Below are 20,015 nucleotides of genomic sequence, written 5' to 3'. Positions count from 1 at the left end.
CTGTCCGCCCAGGTAATGAAGCGGTCCGGACCCGGATCGCCCGAGATGTCTCGTGGCGCGCCGGGGGCCGGACCCAGATGCGATCTACCAGTTTAGCTCGCATATGCCGGATGTCACGTTCGTTCCGGGTTGCGACCTGGTGTCGAGATCAGCGGTAGTGACAGCTGTCCACGGTGCCGGTGACCGCCCGCGTGACGGTGCGGACGGTCCGGATGTAGCGCACGACGTCCTTGCGGGTGGCGGGCAGATCGACCGTGGTCACCCCGACCTGGGAGTGCTCGTTGTCCTGCGCCTCGATGGTGCAGCTGACCGGTTTGCCGTTCTGGTTGATCACGTCGAAGGTGACCTGCACCCTGGTGTCGCTCACGATGTCGTGGCCGGCGTCGGACCACTGCACGCCACGAGTGGCGGCGATCCCGAACCAGATGGCGAAGGCGCTCATGACCAGCACCCCCAGGGTGCCGATGAGCCACCACTTGCCTTGTCCGGGCGCGGGTCGAGGGATCGGCATGGGATGCAAGACTAGGCGCTGTTCTTAAGTGTTCATGAACGTGTGTCGATGAGGTGACGATGACCGGCAGCCTGCGCCTGATGGCAGTGCATGCGCATCCCGACGACGAGTCCAGCAAGGGCTCGGCGACCATGGCCCGTTACGTCGCCGAGGGGCATGACGTGATGGTCGTGTCCTGCACCGGCGGCGAGCGTGGCGACATCCTCAATCCCCGGCTGAAGGACGATGCCGAGATCCTGCGGGACATGCCGGAGGTGCGCCGCCGCGAGATGGCGGCGGCCCAGGAGATCCTCGGGGTGCAGCACACCTGGCTCGGCTTCGTCGACTCCGGTCTGCCGGAGGGCGACCCGTTGCCCGACCTGCCCGCGGGCTGCTTCGCCCTGGAGCCTCTCGAGGTGACCACGGAGGCGCTGGTGCGGGTGGTGCGCGCGTTCCGCCCGCACGTCATGACGACGTACGACGAGAACGGCGGCTATCCCCACCCCGACCACATCATGTGCCACAACGTCTCCGTGGCCGCCTTCCGCGCGGCCGGCGACCCGTCGGCGTACCCGGGCACCGGGCCGGCCTGGCAGCCGCTGAAGCTCTACTACGACCGGGGCTTCTCCCGGGGCAAGATGCTCGCGATGCACGAGGCGTTGCTCGCCGCGGGCAAGGAATCGCCGTTCGGTGAGTGGATGAAGCGTTGGGAGGACCGGCCGGAGGGTCGCGTCACCACCCGGATCCAGTGCGCTGACTACTTCCCCGTCCGCGAGCGCGCGCTGCTCGCCCATGCCACGCAGATCGATCCGGACGGGTCGTTCTTCGCGATCCCGGCCAAGGAGCAGGGCGCCATCTGGCCCACCGAGGAATGGGATCTGGCGATGTCCTACGTGCCTGTGCCGGACGACGAGGACGACCTGTTCGCCGGGCTCGGCACCGAGGCGAACGCCGACGCGCTCGCGTCGGGCGGCCCCCACGATCTCGTGATCGACGACGTCGCCGCACGCGTCGTCCCGGAGCCCGCCCGTGGGTGAGGAAGAGGCCACCAACGTCACGGCGGGAATCTGGGGTTTCCTGATCCTCTTCGCGCTGGCGATGGCCTGCTGGTTCCTCTACCGCAGCATGAACCGGCATCTGCGCAACGTGCGGATGCAGCACGAGGCGGACCTCAAGGCAGAGCAGGACCGGGCACCTGCCGGCGGGCAGGCGTCGGCCGAGGCCGGCGGGAAACGTCCGGAGGATCTGCCCGGCTGAACGCCTCAGGCGACCCCGGGGTGGGTGTAGATCGCCAGTGATGCCGCGGTGTAGTGCGCCGCGAACGCCAGCACGGTGAAGGCGTGGAAGACCTCGTGGAACCCGAACCAGCGAGGTGAGGGATTCGGGCGCTTGATGCCGTAGACGAGCGCTCCGACGGTGTAGAGCAGGCCGCCGGCCGCGATCAGCGTCACCACCACCACGCCGCCCGAGTGCATCATCGGGACGAAGTAGAAGACGGCCACCCAGCCGAGCGCGACGTAGATCGGGGTGTAGAGCCATCGGGGGGCGCCCACCCACAGGGTGCGGAACAGCACTCCGCCGATGGCGCCGGACCAGACGATCACGAGCAACGTGGTGGCCTGCGCACGGGGCAGGAGCATCAGCGCGAACGGCGTGTAGGTGCCCGCGATGATCAGGAAGATGTTCGAGTGGTCCATCCGCTTGAGCATGCCTCCGGCGCGCGGACCCCACGTGCCGCGGTGGTAGATCGCGGAGGTGGTGAACAGCAGCAGGGCCGTGACCCCGAAGACGATGGCGCCGATGCGCGGTTTGCCGCTCGGCGCGAGCACGATCATCACGATGGCCGCCGCCAGGGTGAGCGGGACCATCCCGAGGTGCAGCCAGCCCCGCAACCGGGGCTTGACCAGGCGCACCAGTCCGGCGGCCTCCTGCTGCACCGTCTCGACGGCGTTGCTGATGGGTTGAATCACCTTCGTCATGCTAGGGCGTGCGCCTGTGCATTCGCGGTGACGACAGCTACACCATCCGGCGACGGATTGGTGAACTCCACCCACGACCGGCCCGCACCGAGCACCGTACGCCCGCTGACCCCCTCGCCACGAAGAGGCGGACTACCCTGGGCACGCGACGGGCCGAACGCCCGGACCGGGCAGCGACGAGGGAGAGCTAGCGATGCGGGGTGTCCGCGATCTGGCGTACGGGCTCTACGAACGTCGACTCGCCCGGTCGCTGCCGACGGCCAATCTGCCGCGGCACGTCGGGGTGATCCTGGACGGCAACCGGCGGTGGGCGAAGCTCCGCGGTGGCGACGCGGCGCACGGGACCCAGGCGGGCGCGGACAACATCGAGCCCCTGCTCACGTGGTGCGAGGAGGTCGGGGTCGAGGTCGTGACGCTGTGGCTGCTGTCCACCGACAACCTGACGGCGCGCGGATCCGAACTGGACTCCTTGCTGGCCATCATCGAGGGAGTGGTCGCCGACCTCGCCGATCGCGGGCGGTGGCGACTCAACCCCGTGGGTGCCCTCGATCTGCTGCCGGATCACACCCGGAAGGTGCTGAAGGAAGCGGGGGAACTGACCAGGGATACCTCCGGCCTCATCGTCAACATCGCCGTCGGCTACGGCGGGCGCCAGGAGATCGCGGACGCCGTCCGGTCGATGCTGCACGAGCACGCGGCCCAGGGCGTCTCGATCGAGGAGCTCGCCCAGATCCTGGACGTCGAGCACATCTCGGCTCACCTCTACACCAAAGGCCAGCCCGACCCGGACCTGGTGATCCGCACGTCCGGCGAGCAACGGCTGGGCGGTTTCCTGCTCTGGCAGAGCGCGCACTCGGAGTTCTACTTCTGCGAGGCCTACTGGCCCGACTTCCGGCGGGTGGACTTCCTGCGGGCACTGCGCTCCTACGCCGAGCGCGAGCGCCGCTTCGGCGCCTGAGCACCGTCGTACGAACCCGGCACCGAGCGGTCGGCCCGTGCGCCGAAACGTCATGGAATATGACGGGTGGGGCGGGTGTGACGACGGCGTGTTAACGCCGGATGAATCCGGGTCACGACACGGCACCGGTTGCATCGTTCTCACGGTTCGGCGGCTTAGCGTCGTACTCGACACGAGGGCACGACGCCCCCGCGTTCGGGAGGCCCACCAGATGCAGCGAACCCGCTGCGGATCGGGGGCCGGCACCGGCACCCGCAAGGGCCCGGTCCCGGCCACGTTCCGCGAGTTGCCGGTCACGGACACCGTGCCGCGCCGGCGAAGGAGTCGGTCATGACGTCTGCAGCTGTGCCCTCCCGCCGCACCTATGTCCTGGACACCTCGGTGCTGCTCTCCGATCCACGGGCGATGAACCGCTTCCACGAGCACGAGGTCGTGCTCCCCGTCGTCGTCGTGACCGAGCTGGAGGGCAAACGTCACCACCCGGAACTGGGCTACTTCGCGCGCAGCGCGCTGCGGATGCTGGACGACCTGCGGGTCGAGCACGGGCGCCTGGACGCCCCGGTGCCGATCGGGGAGGGCGGCAGCCTGCGGGTGGAGCTCAACCACACGGACCCGCAGTCGCTGCCCGCCGGCTTCCGCCTCGGTGACAACGACACCCGGATCCTCGCGGTCGCGCGCAACCTCGCCAACGAGGGCGCGGACGTCACGGTCGTCAGCAAGGACCTGCCGATGCGGGTCAAGGCATCCGCCGTCGGACTGCCCGCGGAGGAGTACCGCGCCGAGCTGGCCGTGGAGAGCGGCTGGACCGGCATCGCCGAGGTCGAGCTGGCCGCCGAGCAGATGGACGCGCTCTACGACGCGGGCCAGGTCGAGTCGGCGCAGGCCGCCGAACTTCCCACGAATACCGGTGTGGTGCTGCTCGGCCCGCGCGGCAGCGCGCTCGGCCGGGTCATGTCGGACAAGAGCGTGCGCCTCGTGCGGGGCGACCGTGACGCGTTCGGTCTGCACGGCCGGTCGGCGGAGCAGCGGATCGCGCTGGACCTGCTGATGGATCCCGACATCGGCATCATGAGCATGGGTGGCCGCGCAGGCACCGGTAAGTCCGCGCTCGCCCTCTGCGCGGGCCTCGAGGCCGTGATGGAACGCCGCCAGCACCGCAAGGTGATCGTGTTCCGCCCGTTGTACGCCGTCGGCGGCCAGGATCTGGGCTACCTGCCCGGCAGTGAGAACGAGAAGATGGGCCCGTGGGCCCAGGCGGTCTTCGACACGCTGAGTGCCGTCGTCTCCCGCGAGGTGGTCGAGGAGGTGCTCGACCGCGAACTGCTCGAGGTGCTCCCGCTGACCCACATCCGGGGCCGGTCGCTGCACGACGCGTTCGTGATCGTGGACGAGGCGCAGTCCCTGGAGCGCAACGTGCTGCTCACGGTGCTGTCCCGGATCGGGCAGAACTCCCGGGTCGTGCTCACCCACGACGTCGCCCAGCGGGACAACCTGCGCGTCGGGCGTCACGACGGGGTCGCGGCGATCATCGAGAAGCTGAAGGGCAACCCCCTCTTCGGTCACGTCACGCTGCACCGGTCCGAGCGCAGCCCGATCGCGGCACTGGTCACCGACCTGCTGGAAGGCCCCGACGCCTGAGAATTGTCCATTCCTGAGCGACGTAGCCCGGGTGCGGCGGATGGCCGCACCCGGGCTCTTCCATGCCGTGAGTGTGCGTGCTTCCGTGGTGCCGATGAGGGCCGTGGGGTGGGTGGGGTGATCCCGCTCACGAGGGGTGGGGCTCGATTGGACAAGCGTGAAGTAGTCAGGCAGGGTGATCGTTGGTCTCGATTCGATAACGCCGTTGAAGCGGCAAGAATCGGTTCCCATGAGCGGCTGCGACCCGGCCGCTTTTCTATGCCGAGTGTCGCCCATCGAAAGGCTGTTCCACCTCCATGTCACGCAACGTAGGCCGTCACCGCACATCCCGGCGGGGCGGCGCTCAGCTGCTGCGTCGTCCTGCGGTCCTCACCTCCGCCGCGATCGCGACCGTTTCGATGAGTGCCACCGCGTACGCCTCGACCAGCGGCACGATCGGCGCGTCGAACACCGACGCGCTGACGCGCTCCGAGCAGGCGACGGTGCCCGCCACCGCGAACTCCGCGGCTGACACGGCCGCGAAGGCCGCATTGATGAAGCGCGCCGCCGCAGCACGCGGCAGCGTCACGTCCCGGTCGCTGGCTCGGCAGGCCACTCTCGCCGCCGCTGCTCGCGTTAACCAGGCTGCCGCGCAGAAGTCGAGCACCGCCGCCAAGAAGGCTGCCGCCGCCAAGAAGGCTGCCGCCGCCAAGAAGGGTGCTGCAGCCAAGGCTGCCGCAGCCGCGAAGGCCGCCGCCACGCAGCGCGCCGCCATCGCGAAGAAGGCAGCCATGCCGCCTGCCACCGCCGCGCCCGTCGTCCAGAGTGGCAACCCGCAGGCGATCGCCGCGAGCATGCTGTCCAGCTACGGCTGGAACTCAGGCCAGATGAGCTGCCTCGTCAGCCTGTGGAACAAGGAGTCCGGCTGGAACCCCAGCGCGGACAACGCCTCCTCCGGCGCGTACGGCATCCCGCAGTCGCTGCCCGGCAGCAAGATGGCGAGCGCCGGTGCCGATTGGCGCACCAACCCGGCCACCCAGATCAAGTGGGGCCTTGGCTACATCAAGAGCTCCTACGGTTCGCCCTGCGGCGCGTGGGCGCACTCGCAGGTCACCAACTGGTACTGATCCACACCGATCGGGGCGCACCGCTGCCCCGACGTACGTCGAAGGCCGCACTCCCGACCGCGGGGGTGCGGCCTTCGTCATCGATAGCGTGGCGTCCATGCCAGCCGCCGTCCTCGCCGCCGACGCCCCCATCTCCTCCGCGGGCCACCTGCAGCTGATCCTGGCCGCCCTCGCGGGCATCGCCACGGTCGTGCTGCTCGTGGCGGCCGTGCGGCTGCATCCGTTCCTGGCACTGCTCTGCGGGTCGGCGGTGCTGGCCCTGGTGGCCTGGATCCCCGGCGCGGACGCCATCACGAGTTTCACCGACGGCTTCGGCACGACCTCCGGCGCGGTCGGTCTGCTGATCGCGCTCGGCGCGATGCTCGGCCGGCTGCTCTCGGTCTCCGGCGGCGCCGATCGGGTGGTGGAATCGGTCGTCGGACGGATGTCGGCCCGGGCGCTGCCGTGGGGCATGGCGCTCATCGCCGCGCTGGTCGGGTTGCCGATGTTCTTCGAGATCGGGGTCGTGATCCTGGTGCCGATCGTCGTACTGGTCGCCCAGCGCACCAAGACGCCGCTGATGCTGGTGGGGATCCCCGCCCTCGCCGGGCTGTCCATCCTGCACGGGCTGGTGCCTCCGCACCCCGGGCCGGAGACGGCCATCAGCGCCCTGCACGCGGATCAGGGATACACCCTGCTCTTCGGTCTGCTCGTCGCCGTGCCGACGCTGGTCATCTCCGGCCCGCTGCTCGCTCGCGTGATCAACGAGATGGTGCCGGTGGACGCCGCCGGGTTGGCGGCGCGCGGCACGGGCGGTGCACGTGCCACGGATGACGCCGAGAACTCCACCGCGCGTACGCCGCGGACGGGCGCGGCGCTCGCCGTCGTGCTCACCCCCGTGGTGCTGATGCTGCCTGCGGCGGTCGGCAATCTGGTGCTGGCGGACGGCAACACCCTCCGCTCGGTGCTCGACGTCATCGGCACGCCGAGCGTGGCGTTGTTCGTGGCGGTCGCGTTCGCGTACGTCGTCCTCGGCCGGGGCAGCGGCATGACCCGGCAGCGCACCAGCGACACGCTCGGCGACGGTCTGGCCGGCGTCGCCGGGATCATGCTGATCGTCGCCGCGGGAGGCGGTTTCAAGCAGCTGCTGGTCGACTCCGGCATCGCCAAGGTCATCGCCGACTGGGCGACCGACGCGCACTTGTCGGTGCTGGTGCTCGGCTGGCTGGTCGCGGTCGCCATCCGGCTGGCGACCGGCTCGGCGACCGTGGCGACGGTCACCGCGGCCGGCATCGTCGGCGGCCTGGCCGCCACGCTCAGCACCACCCACGTGTCCCTGCTGGTGCTCGCGATCGGCTGCGGCTCGCTCTTCTTCAGTCACGTGAACGACGCCGGCTTCTGGCTGGTCAAGGAGTACTTCGGCCTCAGTGTGGGTCAGACGCTGCGTTCCTGGTCGCTCATGGAGACGGTGATCTCGGTGGTCGGCTTCGCCTTCGTCCTGCTGCTCAGTGTGTTCGTGTGAGTGAGCGGTCGACCGCTGCCGTAGCGTGGACCAGGTGATTCTGGGAAGACGCTGGGCCGCTGGTGCCTACTGGGCCGTCGCCGTGGTCCTCGCAGTGCTCGCAGCCGTCGGGGGAGCGCAGTGGGGGCTGTCGCAGGCGCCGAGCTTCCACGGTGACGACAACAACGGCGCCCCCGCGACGTCCGCGTCGCACGTCATCTACAGCGTCTTCGGGGCGCTCATCTGCGGGCTCGCCGTGCTGGCACTGGCGTCGGGCGTGTTCTTCGTCCTGTGGGCTCGAGAGCGTCGCCGTCGTACCGACGACGAGCACGACGACGACGTCCGCGAGGACGACATGGACATCGACGAGGTCGAGGGCATGTTCGCCGCCGACGACGAGGCCACCGACGATGCGCCCGAACCGCGCAGCGACCCTGCTGCCGACGGTGACCGCGACGCAGAGGGTCACGCGACAGCTCGACGCGACTGAGTTCTTCGCCGGTACATCGCCACTCGCCGCGTGTCGCTCGCCGCTTGTCGAAGGAGCGGGGTGCGCTGTCTGGTCTCGTCTTCAGGCGCCTGGACAGGATCCGCGCGGGCCGGCGCGCGCTCCCGGCTCACCTCCAGAGTCGGAAAGTGACCGCCCCGCCGACAACCCATGTGGCCACGCCGCGCGGGCGCAGGAAAGTGACCGTGATGCCGAAAACGCACGTGGCCACGCCGCGCGGGCGCAGGAAAGTGACCGTGATGCCGAAAACCCACGTGGCCACGCCGGGCGGGCGTAGGAAAGTGACCGTGATGCCGAAAACCTGCACCCGGGCGCGCGAGCCCGGCGTTGCGCTCGTCGTTCAGGACGCCTGAGAACCCACATCCCACGGAACGGCACCGCGTGGGCCCTTGTGGGCGCTGCACCGCCGTACGTGCTGCCGGGAGGGCGCGGCGTGGACCCCTGTGGGGTGCCGGCCGGCTAGAGCTTGCGCAGCCGGACGCGGCGTACGCCGTGATCCGCGCCCTTGGTGAGCACGAGGGAGGCCCGGCTGCGGGTCGGCAGGACGTTCTCGGCCAGGTTGGGGCCGTTGATGTCGGCCCAGATCTGCCGCGCCCGCGCCGTGGCCTCCTCGTCACTGAGCGCGGCGTACCGGTGGAAGTACGACGCGGGGTCGGCGAACGCCGTGGCGCGCAGCGCGAGGAAGCGATCGACGTACCAGGTGCGGATGTCCTCCTCGCGCGCGTCGACGTAGACCGAGAAATCGAAGAAATCCGACAGGGCCAGGCTGTTGCCGCGGCCGGCCTGCGGGTCCGGTGCGGCGAGGACGTTGAGGCCCTCGATGATCAGCACGTCGGGCCGGTGCACCGTGATGTGCTCGCCGGGGACGATGTCGTAGGTGAGGTGGGAGTAGACCGGCGCGGTGACCTCACCCGCACCCGACTTCACGTCCGCGACGAAGCGCACCAGTGACCGGCGGTCGTACGACTCGGGAAAACCCTTGCGCGCCAGCAGTCCTCGCCGTTCGAGCTCGGCGTTGGGGAAGAGGAACCCGTCGGTGGTGACCAGGTCCACGCGGGGCGTGCCGGGCCATCGGGCGAGCAGCTCTCGCAGCACGCGTGCGGTGGTCGATTTGCCCACCGCGACCGATCCGCCGACCCCGATCACGAACGGCACCTTCGCCTGCTGCTCGCCGAGGAAGCGACCGGTCACCCGGTGCAGGCCCTTGGTGGCGTCCACATAGAAGTTGAGCAGCCGCGAGAGGGGCAGATAGACCTCCTCGACCTCCTGCAGGTCGATCCGGTCGCCGGTGCCGCGCAGCCGGCGCAGGTCCGAGGCGTCCAGGCTCATGGGGGAAGCGTCCCGCAGGTGGGACCACGCGGCGCGGTCCAGCTCGACGTACGGGGTGAAGACCTCAGAGCTGCGCGGCACGGCGTCATTCTTACCGGTCTGCGGGGCGGGCGACGTAGGCGGCCGCACGGGGGACACGCCGGAGCGCATCCCGAGGAGGCCTCTACCGGGGCCGCGGGGGCACGGGCCATAGGCTGGCGGCCATGTGTGGAATCGTCGGATATGTCGGCAGGTCCGACGACGCAAGGGCCCTCGACGTGGTCATGGAGGGCCTCGGGCGCCTGGAGTACCGCGGTTACGACTCGGCCGGTGTGGCGCTCGTCGACGGTGACGGCGCGGGTGCCCGCGTCGACGTCCGCAAGAAGTCGGGCAAGCTCGCCAACCTCACCGAGCTGATCGCGCGGGAGCCGCTTCCGCCGTCGCGGACCGCCATCGGCCACACCCGCTGGGCCACCCACGGCGGGCCCACCGACGAGAACGCCCACCCGCACCGCGGCGGGTCCGCCGGCAAGCTCGCATTGATCCACAACGGCATCATCGAGAACTTCCACCCGCTCAAGACGCGGCTGCAGGACCAGGGCGTGCAGTTCGGCAGCGAGACCGACACAGAGGTCGTCGCGCAGCTGATGGACGCGTCGTACGACGGCGACCTCACCTCGACGATGCGCCACGTGGTGCAGAAGCTCGAGGGCGCGTTCACCCTCCTGGCGGTGCACGCCGACCACCCCGGCGTCGTCGTCGGAGCACGGCGCAACAGCCCGCTCGTCGTGGGCATCGGCGAGGGCGAGAACTTCCTCGGGTCCGACGTCGCGGCGTTCATCGGGCACACCCGCGAGGCACTGGAGCTGGAGCAGGACCAGATCGTCACGATCACCCCCGACTCGGTGTCGGTCGTCGGCTTCGACGGGAAGCCCGCGGAGGGCAAGGCCTTCCACGTCTCCTGGGACGCCGCGGCCGCCGAGAAGGGCGGGTACGACACCTTCATGGAGAAGGAGATCCACGACCAGCCGCACGCCGTCGCCGACACGCTGCTCGGCCGCACCGACGAGTCCGGACGACTGGTGCTCGACGAGCTGCGGATCCCGGAGGAGAAGCTGCGCGACATCGATCGCGTCACGATCGTGGCCTGCGGCACGGCGGCGTACGCGGGGATGGTCGCCAAGTACGCCATCGAGCACTGGTCCCGGATCCCCGTCGAGGTGGCTCTCGCGCACGAGTTCCGCTACTGCGACCCGATCGTCAGCGAGCGCACGCTGGTCGTCTCGATCAGCCAGTCGGGCGAGACGATGGACACCGCGATGGCGGTCAAGCACGCCCGCGACCTCGGCGCCCTCACCATCTCCATCTGCAACACGCACGGCTCGACGATCCCGCGGGAGTCCGACGCGGTCCTCTACACGCACGCGGGTCCGGAGATCGCGGTCGCCTCGACCAAGGCGTTCCTCGCGCAGATCACCGCCTGCTACGTGCTGGGGCTCTACCTGGCGCAGCTGAAGGGCGACACCTACGCCGACAGCGCGCGCGACGTGCTCGCGGAGCTGCAGGAGGTGCCCGCCAAGATCGAGGAGCTGCTCGGGCGGCTCGGTCGGGTGCGCGAGATCGCCTACTTCATGGCCGACACCCGCTCGGTGCTCTTCCTCGGCCGGCAGGTCGGCTTCCCGGTGGCCATGGAGGGCGCGCTGAAGCTGAAGGAGCTGGCCTATATCCACGCCGAAGGGTTCGCGGCCGGAGAGCTCAAGCACGGGCCGATCGCGCTCATCGAGCCGGGCCAGCCCGTCTTCGTGATCGTGCCCGGCCCGGACACGCCGTACGGCCTGCACGGCAAGGTCGTCTCCAACATCCAAGAGATCCGCGCCCGTGGCGCTCGCACGCTGGTCATCGCCCAGGACGGCGACGAGGCGGTCGTGCCGTTCGCCGACGAGGTCATCCGGGTGCCGCGCACCAGCCCGATGCTGCAGCCGCTGCTGACGGTCGTGCCGCTGCAGGTCTTCGCGCTGGAGCTGTCGACCGCGAAGGGGCTGGACGTCGACCAGCCGCGCAACCTCGCGAAGTCCGTCACCGTCGAGTGAGCGCGACCGCGTGATCGTCGGCGTCGGGGTGGACGTGGTGGAGATCGCCCGGTTCGCCCGCGCAGTGGAGTCGACGCCCGCGCTGCTGACCCGGCTGTTCGCACCGTCGGAGCGCGACCTGCCGATGCACTCCCTGGCCGGCCGGTTCGCCGCGAAGGAGGCGCTGGCCAAGGCATTCGGTGCGCCCGGGTGGTTGCGCTGGCTCGACGCGGTGGTCATCGTGGACGACGCCGGCGCACCGTCGTGGGTGCTCACCGGCACCCTGCAGCAGCGGGCCGACGAGCTCGGCGTGCGCGCCACGCACCTGTCCATCTCCCACGACGGCGGCCTCGCCACCGCCATGGTCGTCGCCGAGAAGTAAGGAAGGGCACCATGATCCGCGCCTACTCCGTGCATGACGTACGCGCCGCCGAGGACGCCGTCCGGCAGCGTCTCTCCGACGGTGCGCTGATGGCCCGAGCCGCCGAGGGTCTGGCGCAGGTGGCCGAGATCCGGCTCGGCGACGGAGTGCGGGTCGTCGTGCTCGCGGGCGCGGGCGACAACGGCGGCGACGCGCTCTACGCCGCCGCCTATCTGGCGGGGCTCGGCCACAACGTGGCGCTCGTGCAGACCGCGGACAAGGTGCACGCAGGCGGCTCGCGGGCAGCTGTCGCGGCGGGCGCTATCGCGCTGGAGTGGCGTGAGGGCGAGATCCCCGATCCGGTCCGGGACGCACTCGCCGACGCCGACCTGGTCATCGACGGGATCCTCGGGATCGGCGGCCGACCCGGCCTGCCCGATCATCTGACCCGGCTGCAGGAGCGCATCGGGGACGGCTCGTACGTGCTGGCCGTCGATCTGCCCTCCGGGTGCGACCCCGCGGGACTGGTCGGCTCCGATCGGCTCACCGCCGACGAGACCGTCACCTTCAGCCTCCTCAAACCGGTGCACCTGCTGCCCGCGACGCAGGCCGCGTGCGGGCTGCTCACCGTGATCGACATCGGCGTCACCGAGCCGGACGCACCGACCGCCGAGCGACTCACCTACCAGGACGCCGGGCTGCTGTGGCCCGTGCCCGGCCCGGACGACGACAAGTACTCCCGCGGCGTGCTCGGCAGCATCGCGGGAGGCGAGCACTACACCGGCGCCGCAGTGATGTCGGTGACAGCCGCGGTCACTGCGGGTGCCGGAATGGTGCGGTACGTCGGACCGGACGCGCCCACGGCGCTGTTGCGTCAGGTGGTGCCCGAGACCGTCTTCGGCGTCGGGCGCGTGCAGGCGTGGGCGATCGGGTCGGGCATGGACCTCTCCGACGCCTCGGCGGAGCAGCTGTCGGCGGCCCGTGAGGCGCTCGACTCCGACCTGCCCCTGCTGCTGGACGCAGGCGGCCTGGATCTGCTGGAGGCTCCCCGGGATGCGCCGACATTGCTCACCCCGCACGCCGGAGAACTGCTGCGCCTGGCCCGGCGGCTGCACCTGACCGTCGAGGGGCACACCGGCGACGACGGCGAATTGGCCGACGACGCCGTACGCCGGGCACCGGTGCAGGTCGCGCGGGCCGTCGCGGACCACCTGCACGTCACCGTGCTGCTCAAGGGCAGCGTCACGGTGGTCGTGCCGCCGAGCGCCTCCGGGCTGCCGATCCGCAGCCAGGCCGACGGTCCGAACTGGCTCGCCACCGCCGGGTCCGGCGATGTGCTCGGCGGCCTCGCCGGCGCTCTGCTCGCTGCCGGTCTGTCGCCGCTGGACGCCGGAAGCCTGGCCGCGTTGGTGCACGGTGTCGCGGCCGACCGGGCCAACCCCGGCGGCCCGGTGCGTGCCCTCGACGTCGCCCACGAGCTGGGCCGCACGGTCGCCTACCTGCTGCGCACCGCCGCCACCGACGACGACGAGGACGAGCGATGAGCGACGGGACGGGGATCCTCCTTCCCGAGGTCGACGGCACGCGCAGCACCTCCGCCTTCGGGCGGGCGGTCGTCGGTGACGCGCTGCGCGGCGCCGACCCGGTCGGCGCGACCGCCGTGGCCCGCGAGACCAACTGGCGCCGCGGTTACCTGACCCACTTCCACCGCCTCGTCGAAGCCGGCATCCCCGACGCCGACGCAGCCGTCGGCATGGCCCGTGACGGCCTGGTGTCGGTGCAACGCCGGATGCGGGCGACCACGGACGACGGCGAGGTGGCGCTCGTCGATCTGTTGGGCAGCGTCCGCCCGGCCCTGCCGCTGCGCTCGCAGACCGTCGAGGGAGGCGCGCAGGCGGAGACCGAACTCACGCTGCCGTACGACGGTCGCCGGCTGCGGGGCGAGGAACTGCGCGACCGGTTGCGCACGTGGACCGCCGCAGGGGTCCTCGAGCCGGGCGCCGAGCACGCCGTGGTCCAGGTCATGGACCACCCGGAGTGGCTGTCGATGCCGGGCCGGACCCTGGTCACCCTGGGCGCTGGCTCCGAGATGGGACCGCTGCACTCGATCCTGCGCTGGGGCGGGCACGTGGCCGCTCTCGACCTGCCGCGTCCCGAGTTGTGGCGTGAGGTGCTCACGCTGGCGTCGGACTCCGCCGGGACGCTCACCTACCCGGTCGCCGATACTGCCGCCGGTGAGGTCGCGGGCGCCGATCTCCTGCACGACCTGCCGCAGGTGACCGACTGGATCGCCCGTCAGCCCGGTCATCTCGTACTCGGCAACTACCTCTACGCCGACGGTGCGGTCAACCTGCGGCTGGCTACCGCGGCCGACGCACTCACCTCGCATCTGCAACGCACCCGGGGTGACCTGTCGATGGCGTGGCTCGCGACCCCGACCGACATCTTCGTGGTGCCGAGGGACGCGGTCGAGGCCTCCACGGCGGCGTACGAACGACGCACGCCGCTGCGTCGGCTGCGACCGGTCGGCCGCGCCGTGTCCGGCGGGCGGGTGCTGCAGCGCAACTACGCACCCGACGAGGACCCTGGCATCAACGACAGCGTCGTGCCCCAGCAGGGTCCGAACTACCTTCTCGCCAAACGCATCCACCGTTGGCGGGCGATCGCCGCGCGGGCCGAGGGGGTGCAGGTCTCGATGAACGTCGCGCCGCCCACCCGCACCCGCTCGGTGCTGAAGAACAGACTGCTCGCCTCGGCGTACGCCGGGTCGCACCGCTTCGGCGTGACCGTCTTCGCGCCCGCGACAAGCGCGACGCTGATGGCCGCGCTGCTCGTGCACGACCTCTACGCCGACCCGGCGCCGCAGCCGTCCCCCTGGCAGGAGGAGGCGGTGCGGGCCGTTCACGGCGGGCTGTGGCGCACCGGTTACGACCCGCGCAGTGCCCTCGGGATCGCGGTCGTGCTGGGCCTCGGGAGCGGCCGGGGCTGACCCTTCCCGACCAGTGCGTGGCTTGTCGGTCGTGCGGTCACTTTCCTGCGGCGTCGCGGGGTACGCGGGTGGGGAGTGGGCCGAACGGTCACTTTCCTGCACCCGCGCACCCAGGCCCGCCCCGCCTCGGCCACTTCCGAAGGCGGCAATGCGAGACTGTGCGCGTCATGACCGATCCGTTGCCTGCCTGCGAGCCCGCAAGACTCACGATCGATCTGGGCGCGATCCGCGACAACGTCGCCCGCCTCAAGGAGCTGTCCGGCGACGCGCAGGTGATGGCCGTGGTCAAGGGCGACGCCTACGGACACGGACTGGTGCCGAGCGCCCGCGCCGCCCTGCGCGGGGGCGCCACCTGGCTCGGCGTGGCCCAACTGGCCGAGGCCGTCACTCTGCGCGACGCGGGGATCGAGGCCCCCGTCCTGTCCTGGCTGCACGTGCCCGGCCTCGACTTCGACCCGGCGGTGCAGCGCGGCATCGACGTCGGCGTCTCCGCGCCGTGGGCGCTGCAGGCGCTCGCCGACGCCGCACGCCGGCTCGGCCGCCCCGCACGGGTCCAGCTCAAGGTCGACACGGGGCTGGCGCGCAACGGTGCCTACGGCGCCGACTGGACCGAGCTCGTACGCGCCGCGGGGCCGCTCGCCGCCGAGGGAGCGCTCGACGTGGTCGGCGTCTTCACCCATTTCGCGTTCGCCGACGCCCCCGAGCACCCCACCGTGCGCGCCCAGCAGCAGAAGTTCGCCGACGCCGTGCGCGACGTGGAGCGGGCCGGGTTCGCCATCGAGGTGCGGCACATGTCCAACTCGGCCGCGACCCTCACCCAGCCGTCCGCGGCCTGGGACATGGTCCGCCCCGGCCTCGCCGTCTACGGGCTGAGCCCCGTGCCGCACCTGGGTGACCCGGCCTCGTTCGGCCTGCGTCCGGCCATGTCGGCGACAGCGAATGCAGCACTGGTCAAGAGGATTCCGGCAGGCCAGGGCGTCAGCTACGGCCACACCTACGCACCGGAGCGGGAGACGACGGTCGTCGACGTGCCGATGGGGTACGCCGACGGCGTGCCGCGCGCCGGGTCGAACATCGGACCGGTGCAGGTCGCCGGCGAGCGCTACACGATTGCCGGCCGCGTATGCATGGACCAGTTCGTCGTGGACGTCGGCGACGCCGCGGTCCGGGCAGGTGACCCCGTCGTGCTCTTCGGCGCTGGCGAGGACGGCGCGCCGACCGCGCAGGACTGGGCGGAGGCCACCGGCACCATCTCCTACGAGATCGTGACGCGGATGAGCAACCGGTTGCCGCGGGTCCACCTGGGGGAGCAGCAGTGAGCCCCAGCCGTTCGGTCCTCGGCATCGGCGCAGGACTCGCCGGTGCGGCGGTGGCGGCAGCCGCCGGGGTCGCCGCCGACCGCCTCTGGCGCGCGCGGCGTACGGCGATCTCGCTCGGCGTCGCCGGCGACTACGTCGAGGTGCCCGACGAGGAGCGCGTCGTCATCGCCGAGGACGGCGTGCCGCTGCACGTCGAGATCGACGAGCCGGAGGGACACGAGAGTCGCCCGACGGTGATCCTGTCGCACGGCTACACTCACAACCTCACGGTCTGGGTGTTCCAGCGCCGGATGCTGCGGGCCGCCGGCTACCGCGTGGTGCTCTGGGACGTGCGAGGTCACGGCCGCAGCGAGGAGGCCGAGGACTCGACGTACACCGTGCGGCAGCTCGGGCGCGACCTCGGCGCGGTCATCGCGCAGACCACGCCGACCGGGCCGATCGTGCTCGTCGGTCACTCGATGGGCGGCATGACGATGATGTCGTTCGCCTCGGCCTACCCGGATGTGTTGCGGGAGAGGGTGATCGGCGCGGCCTTCATCTCCAGCAGTGCCGGCGACCTGGCGAGCGTCAACTACGGCCTGGGCCGACAGCTGGGCACGATCGTGCACCGGCTCGGACCGGCCGCGATGCTGCGGCTGTCGGACCAGGAGGCGCTGGTCACCAGCACCCGGCACGCCGGCAAGGACCTCGAGGGCTACCTGGTGCACCGGTGGTCCTTCGCCTCGCCGGTGCCGATGTCGATCGTGCGGCTGGTGGCGGACATGATCTTCGCGACGAAGATGTCCACCACCTCGGCCTACCTGTCGTCCCTGATGCTGCACGACGAGCGCGACGCCCTGCGCGAGTTCATCGGCATCGAGACCCTGGTCATGCACGGCGACCACGACCGGATCACCCCGGACGCGCACTCCGAGGCGATCGTCGACGCGATCCCCGGCGCCGAGTACGTGCTGGTGCGCAACGCCGGGCACGTGCTGCCGCTGGAGTACCCCGAGATCGTCGACGAGCACCTGATCGACATGATCGACCGCGCCTGCCGCGCCCTGGCCGGACAGGCGCGCCCGAAGAAGCGCCCGCGCCGCGTCGTCCAACGGGTGCCGTCGGCGCCCGGCCGGCCCGGTCCGGCCACGAAGGCCCGGGGCAACTCGGCGTCATGAGCACGTGGACCTTCGCCACGGCCGACGCGCTGCAGGAGTGGGGGGCCGGTCTCGGCACGTTGCTGCGCGCCGGCGACCTGGTGATCCTCACCGGCGGGCTCGGAGCGGGGAAGACGACGCTCACCCAGGGGATCGCCCGCGGGATGGGGGTACGCGGCCCGATCACCTCGCCGACGTTCGTCATCTCACGCACCCACCCCTCGTTGGTGGGCGGACCGCCTCTGGTGCACGTGGACGCCTACCGTCTGAGCGGCCCGGCCGAGCTGGACGACGTCGACCTGGACACCGAGCTCGAGGACGCCGTGACCGTCGTGGAGTGGGGCGGCGGCATCGCCGAGAGCCTGTCGTCGCAGCGGCTCGAGCTGGAGTTGACCGGGGACCTCGACCGCCGCGTGGGCGCCTGCGCGGTCGGTCCCCGGTTCGAGCAGCTTCTCGCCGCGTTACCGTGAGCCACGTGCTGCTGGCCATCGACACCGCGACGTCCGCCGTCACCGCCGCCGTCCACGACGGGACACGGACGCTCGCGAGCGAATCGGTACCGGACGCTCGTCGTCACGCCGAAACCCTTACTCCCACCATCGATTCGGTGATGGCGCATGCGGGTCTGACTCCCCAGGACCTGGACGCGGTGGCCGTGGGCGTCGGTCCCGGACCGTTCACCGGCCTGCGGGTCGGAATCGTCACGGCCACGACCCTCGGGCTGGCGCTCGGCATCCCGGTGCACGCGGTCTGCAGCCTGGATGCGATCGCCCACCAGATTGCCACGCAAGCCGGGTACGGCGAACATGGCGAGTTTCTGGTGGCCACCGACGCCCGGCGCAAGGAGGTCTACTGGGCGCGCTACACGGTCCGGTCGGGTGCCGTCAAGCGCCACGGCGAGCCCGCGGTCAGCGTGCCGGCCGAGCTGGACCCCGCCGTACGCGCCCTGCCCGCCGCCGGACGCGGACCTCTGCTCTATCCGGCCGAGTTCGGCCCCGTCGTCCCGGTGGCCGACGTCGACGCCGGTGCGCTCGCCGGCCTCGTGGTGCACCGGCTCGAGCACGGCGGCGAACTGCTGCCCCCCACACCGCTCTATCTGCGGCAGCCGGATGCTCAGCCGTCGGCCAGGCAGAAGTCGGTGCTGCCGTGACACCGCGGCTGCGCCCGATGAGCTGGACCGACATCGACACCCTCGTCGAGCTGGAGCAACGCCTCTTCGTCGACGACGCATGGTCCGCACGCACCTGGTGGAGCGAGCTCGCCGGGCGCCCCCAACGCGTCTACCTGGTGGCGCAGGACGACGACCGCGTCGTCGGGTACGCCGGGCTGTCGGTGGTCGGCGACGTCGCTGACGTGATGACCATCGCCGTGGCTCCCGACGCGCAGGGCACCGGCGTCGGGCGGCTGCTGCTGGAGGAGCTGGTCGCGCAGGCGAGCGCCGCAGCGGTGTCGGCAGTGCTGCTGGAGGTGCGGTCCGACAACGACCCTGCCCGGAAACTATACGAGCGCAACGGTTTCGAGCAGATCGGCGTACGCCGGCGCTACTACCAGCCGGGCGACATCGACGCGCTGGTCATGCGGCGCCATCTGCGCGAGGAGGAGACACGTGTCGACTGAGGGACCCCTGGTGCTCGGCATCGAGAGCTCGTGCGACGAGACCGGCGTCGCGTTCGTACGCGGCACCACGCTGCTCGCCGACGCCGTCGCGAGCAGCGTGCAGGAGCACGCCCGCTTCGGTGGCGTGGTGCCCGAAGTGGCGAGCCGGGCGCACCTGGAGGCGATGATCCCGACCATCGAGCGCGCGTGCGCCGAGGCCGGGTCGCGCCTCGCGGACGTCGACGCGGTGGCGGTCACCTCGGGTCCGGGTCTCGCCGGTGCCCTCATGGTGGGCGTCGCGGCCGCGAAGGCCGTGGCGTGGGCCCTCGGCAAGCCGCTCTACGGTGTGAACCACCTGTGCGCTCACGTCTGCGCCGACGTGCTCGACCACGGCCCGCTTCCGGAGCCCACGGTCGCGCTGCTGGTCTCCGGAGGACACACGAATCTGCTGCTGGTGCGCGACATCGCCGACGACGTGCAGTCGCTGGGCGCGACCGTCGACGACGCGGCAGGGGAGGCGTTCGACAAGGTCGCGCGGCTCCTCGGGCTGCCCTACCCCGGCGGGCCGAGCATCGATCAGGCTGCGGCGCAAGGAGATCCGCGGGCTATCGCGTTCCCCCGCGGGTTGACCGCGCGTAAGGACCTGGAGCGGCACCGATTCGACTTCTCCTTCTCGGGGCTGAAGACGGCGGTCGTGCGGTGGGTGCAGGAGCGCGAGCGGGCGGGGGAGCCGATCCCGGTCGCCGACGTGGCCGCCAGCTTCAACGAGGCGGTGGCCGACGTGCTGACCCGCAAGGCCATCGACGCCTGCCTGGAGTACGGCATCCACGACCTGCAGATCGGCGGCGGAGTGACGGCCAACAGCCGGCTGCGCGCGCTCGCCGAGCAGCGGTGCGCCGATGCCGGGATCAGCCTGCGGGTGCCGCGGGTGCGGTTGTGCACCGACAACGGCGCGATGGTCGCGGCACTCGGCGCGCAGGTCGTCTCTCGCGGACACGCGCCCAGTTCGTTCGCGCTGCCCGCCGACTCCTCGATGCCGGTGGAGATGGTTCAGGCGCTCTAGACCCACCGTCCGGAG

21 protein-coding genes are annotated in these 20,015 nt (G+C 71.1%); 18 read left to right on the top strand and 3 right to left on the bottom strand.

Annotated features, from left to right (window positions below; translation table 11 throughout):
* Positions 1-148 precede the first annotated feature (148 nt).
* The gene (locus LVQ62_RS17305; protein ID WP_179479168.1) at positions 149-511 is read right to left on the bottom strand and encodes a DUF4307 domain-containing protein; all 363 of its coding nucleotides are present in this window, start codon (positions 509-511) and stop codon (positions 149-151) included.
* A gap of 59 nt (positions 512-570) precedes the next feature.
* Here LVQ62_RS17305 and mca point away from each other — a divergent pair, with 59 nt between their 5' ends.
* Both mca and LVQ62_RS17295 read left to right on the top strand, forming a co-directional pair.
* On the top strand, positions 571-1,527 hold the full coding sequence (mca, locus tag LVQ62_RS17300; protein ID WP_233763411.1) for a mycothiol conjugate amidase Mca: 957 nt from the start codon (positions 571-573) through the stop codon (positions 1,525-1,527).
* Positions 1,520-1,747, top strand: a complete 228-nt coding sequence (locus LVQ62_RS17295; RefSeq protein ID WP_233763409.1) for a hypothetical protein — start codon at positions 1,520-1,522, stop codon at positions 1,745-1,747. The genes mca and LVQ62_RS17295 overlap by 8 nt, the downstream gene beginning before the upstream one ends.
* Before the next feature lie 5 nt (positions 1,748-1,752).
* On the opposite strand, the gene LVQ62_RS17290 is transcribed toward LVQ62_RS17295, so the two are convergent.
* Positions 1,753-2,469, bottom strand: coding sequence for a hemolysin III family protein (locus tag LVQ62_RS17290; RefSeq protein ID WP_370639649.1), 717 nt, complete (start codon positions 2,467-2,469; stop codon positions 1,753-1,755).
* A 193-nt stretch (positions 2,470-2,662) separates the two neighbouring features.
* On the opposite strand from LVQ62_RS17290, the gene LVQ62_RS17285 reads away from it, so the two are divergent.
* The 6 genes from LVQ62_RS17285 (at position 2,663) to LVQ62_RS17260 (ending at position 8,512) form a co-directional block, all read left to right on the top strand.
* Positions 2,663-3,427, top strand: coding sequence for an isoprenyl transferase (locus tag LVQ62_RS17285; RefSeq protein ID WP_233763405.1), 765 nt, complete (start codon positions 2,663-2,665; stop codon positions 3,425-3,427).
* A 330-nt stretch (positions 3,428-3,757) separates the two neighbouring features.
* Positions 3,758-5,065, top strand: a complete 1,308-nt coding sequence (locus LVQ62_RS17280; protein ID WP_233763403.1) for a PhoH family protein — start codon at positions 3,758-3,760, stop codon at positions 5,063-5,065.
* Positions 5,066-5,361: 296 nt separating this feature from the next.
* Positions 5,362-6,171, top strand: a complete 810-nt coding sequence (locus LVQ62_RS17275) for a hypothetical protein (RefSeq protein WP_233763402.1) — start codon at positions 5,362-5,364, stop codon at positions 6,169-6,171.
* A gap of 97 nt (positions 6,172-6,268) precedes the next feature.
* Positions 6,269-7,672, top strand: coding sequence for a GntP family permease (locus tag LVQ62_RS17270; RefSeq protein WP_233763401.1), 1,404 nt, complete (start codon positions 6,269-6,271; stop codon positions 7,670-7,672).
* Positions 7,673-7,706: 34 nt separating this feature from the next.
* Positions 7,707-8,141: a hypothetical protein gene (locus tag LVQ62_RS17265; protein WP_233763400.1), complete on the top strand. Its 435-nt coding sequence runs from the start codon at positions 7,707-7,709 to the stop codon at positions 8,139-8,141.
* Positions 8,142-8,287: 146 nt separating this feature from the next.
* Complete coding sequence (locus LVQ62_RS17260) at positions 8,288-8,512, top strand: hypothetical protein (protein ID WP_233763399.1); 225 nt, start codon at positions 8,288-8,290, stop codon at positions 8,510-8,512.
* A 106-nt stretch (positions 8,513-8,618) separates the two neighbouring features.
* On the opposite strand, the gene coaA is transcribed toward LVQ62_RS17260, so the two are convergent.
* Complete coding sequence (gene coaA / locus LVQ62_RS17255) at positions 8,619-9,638, bottom strand: type I pantothenate kinase (RefSeq protein WP_370639648.1); 1,020 nt, start codon at positions 9,636-9,638, stop codon at positions 8,619-8,621.
* A 53-nt stretch (positions 9,639-9,691) separates the two neighbouring features.
* On the opposite strand from coaA, the gene glmS reads away from it, so the two are divergent.
* From glmS to tsaD, 10 genes are all read left to right on the top strand, one after another.
* Positions 9,692-11,557 (top strand): glutamine--fructose-6-phosphate transaminase (isomerizing), encoded by a 1,866-nt coding sequence (gene glmS / locus LVQ62_RS17250; protein WP_208053774.1) that lies wholly within the window; start codon positions 9,692-9,694, stop codon positions 11,555-11,557.
* 10 nt (positions 11,558-11,567) lie between these two features.
* The gene (locus LVQ62_RS17245) at positions 11,568-11,918 is read left to right on the top strand and encodes a holo-ACP synthase (protein WP_233763397.1); all 351 of its coding nucleotides are present in this window, start codon (positions 11,568-11,570) and stop codon (positions 11,916-11,918) included.
* 11 nt (positions 11,919-11,929) lie between these two features.
* Complete coding sequence (locus LVQ62_RS17240; RefSeq protein WP_233763396.1) at positions 11,930-13,441, top strand: bifunctional ADP-dependent NAD(P)H-hydrate dehydratase/NAD(P)H-hydrate epimerase; 1,512 nt, start codon at positions 11,930-11,932, stop codon at positions 13,439-13,441.
* The gene (locus tag LVQ62_RS17235; RefSeq protein ID WP_233763395.1) at positions 13,438-14,886 is read left to right on the top strand and encodes a hypothetical protein; all 1,449 of its coding nucleotides are present in this window, start codon (positions 13,438-13,440) and stop codon (positions 14,884-14,886) included. Before LVQ62_RS17240 ends, LVQ62_RS17235 begins: the two co-directional genes overlap by 4 nt.
* Before the next feature lie 167 nt (positions 14,887-15,053).
* Complete coding sequence (gene alr, locus LVQ62_RS17230) at positions 15,054-16,205, top strand: alanine racemase (RefSeq protein WP_233763394.1); 1,152 nt, start codon at positions 15,054-15,056, stop codon at positions 16,203-16,205.
* The gene (locus LVQ62_RS17225; protein WP_233763392.1) at positions 16,202-17,362 is read left to right on the top strand and encodes an alpha/beta fold hydrolase; all 1,161 of its coding nucleotides are present in this window, start codon (positions 16,202-16,204) and stop codon (positions 17,360-17,362) included. Before alr ends, LVQ62_RS17225 begins: the two co-directional genes overlap by 4 nt.
* Positions 17,359-17,811, top strand: a complete 453-nt coding sequence (tsaE, locus tag LVQ62_RS17220) for a tRNA (adenosine(37)-N6)-threonylcarbamoyltransferase complex ATPase subunit type 1 TsaE (protein WP_233763390.1) — start codon at positions 17,359-17,361, stop codon at positions 17,809-17,811. The genes LVQ62_RS17225 and tsaE overlap by 4 nt, the downstream gene beginning before the upstream one ends.
* A gap of 5 nt (positions 17,812-17,816) precedes the next feature.
* A complete protein-coding gene (tsaB, locus tag LVQ62_RS17215; RefSeq protein ID WP_233763387.1) occupies positions 17,817-18,491 on the top strand; it encodes a tRNA (adenosine(37)-N6)-threonylcarbamoyltransferase complex dimerization subunit type 1 TsaB in 675 nt (224 codons plus the stop codon).
* 17 nt (positions 18,492-18,508) lie between these two features.
* Positions 18,509-18,958 carry a ribosomal protein S18-alanine N-acetyltransferase gene (gene rimI / locus LVQ62_RS17210; protein ID WP_233763385.1) on the top strand — a complete coding sequence of 150 codons (450 nt, stop codon included), beginning with the start codon at positions 18,509-18,511 and terminating at the stop codon, positions 18,956-18,958.
* Entirely contained in the window at positions 18,948-20,000 is a 1,053-nt protein-coding gene (gene tsaD, locus LVQ62_RS17205) for a tRNA (adenosine(37)-N6)-threonylcarbamoyltransferase complex transferase subunit TsaD (RefSeq protein ID WP_179479211.1), read from the top strand. The genes rimI and tsaD overlap by 11 nt, the downstream gene beginning before the upstream one ends.
* Positions 20,001-20,015 lie beyond the last annotated feature (15 nt).

The organism is Allobranchiibius sp. GilTou73 (genome assembly GCF_021391335.1).
Lineage (GTDB): Bacteria > Actinomycetota > Actinomycetes > Actinomycetales > Dermatophilaceae > Allobranchiibius > Allobranchiibius huperziae.
Note: the sequence above shows the minus strand (reverse complement) of the source record. Positions and strands in the feature narration are given on the sequence as shown.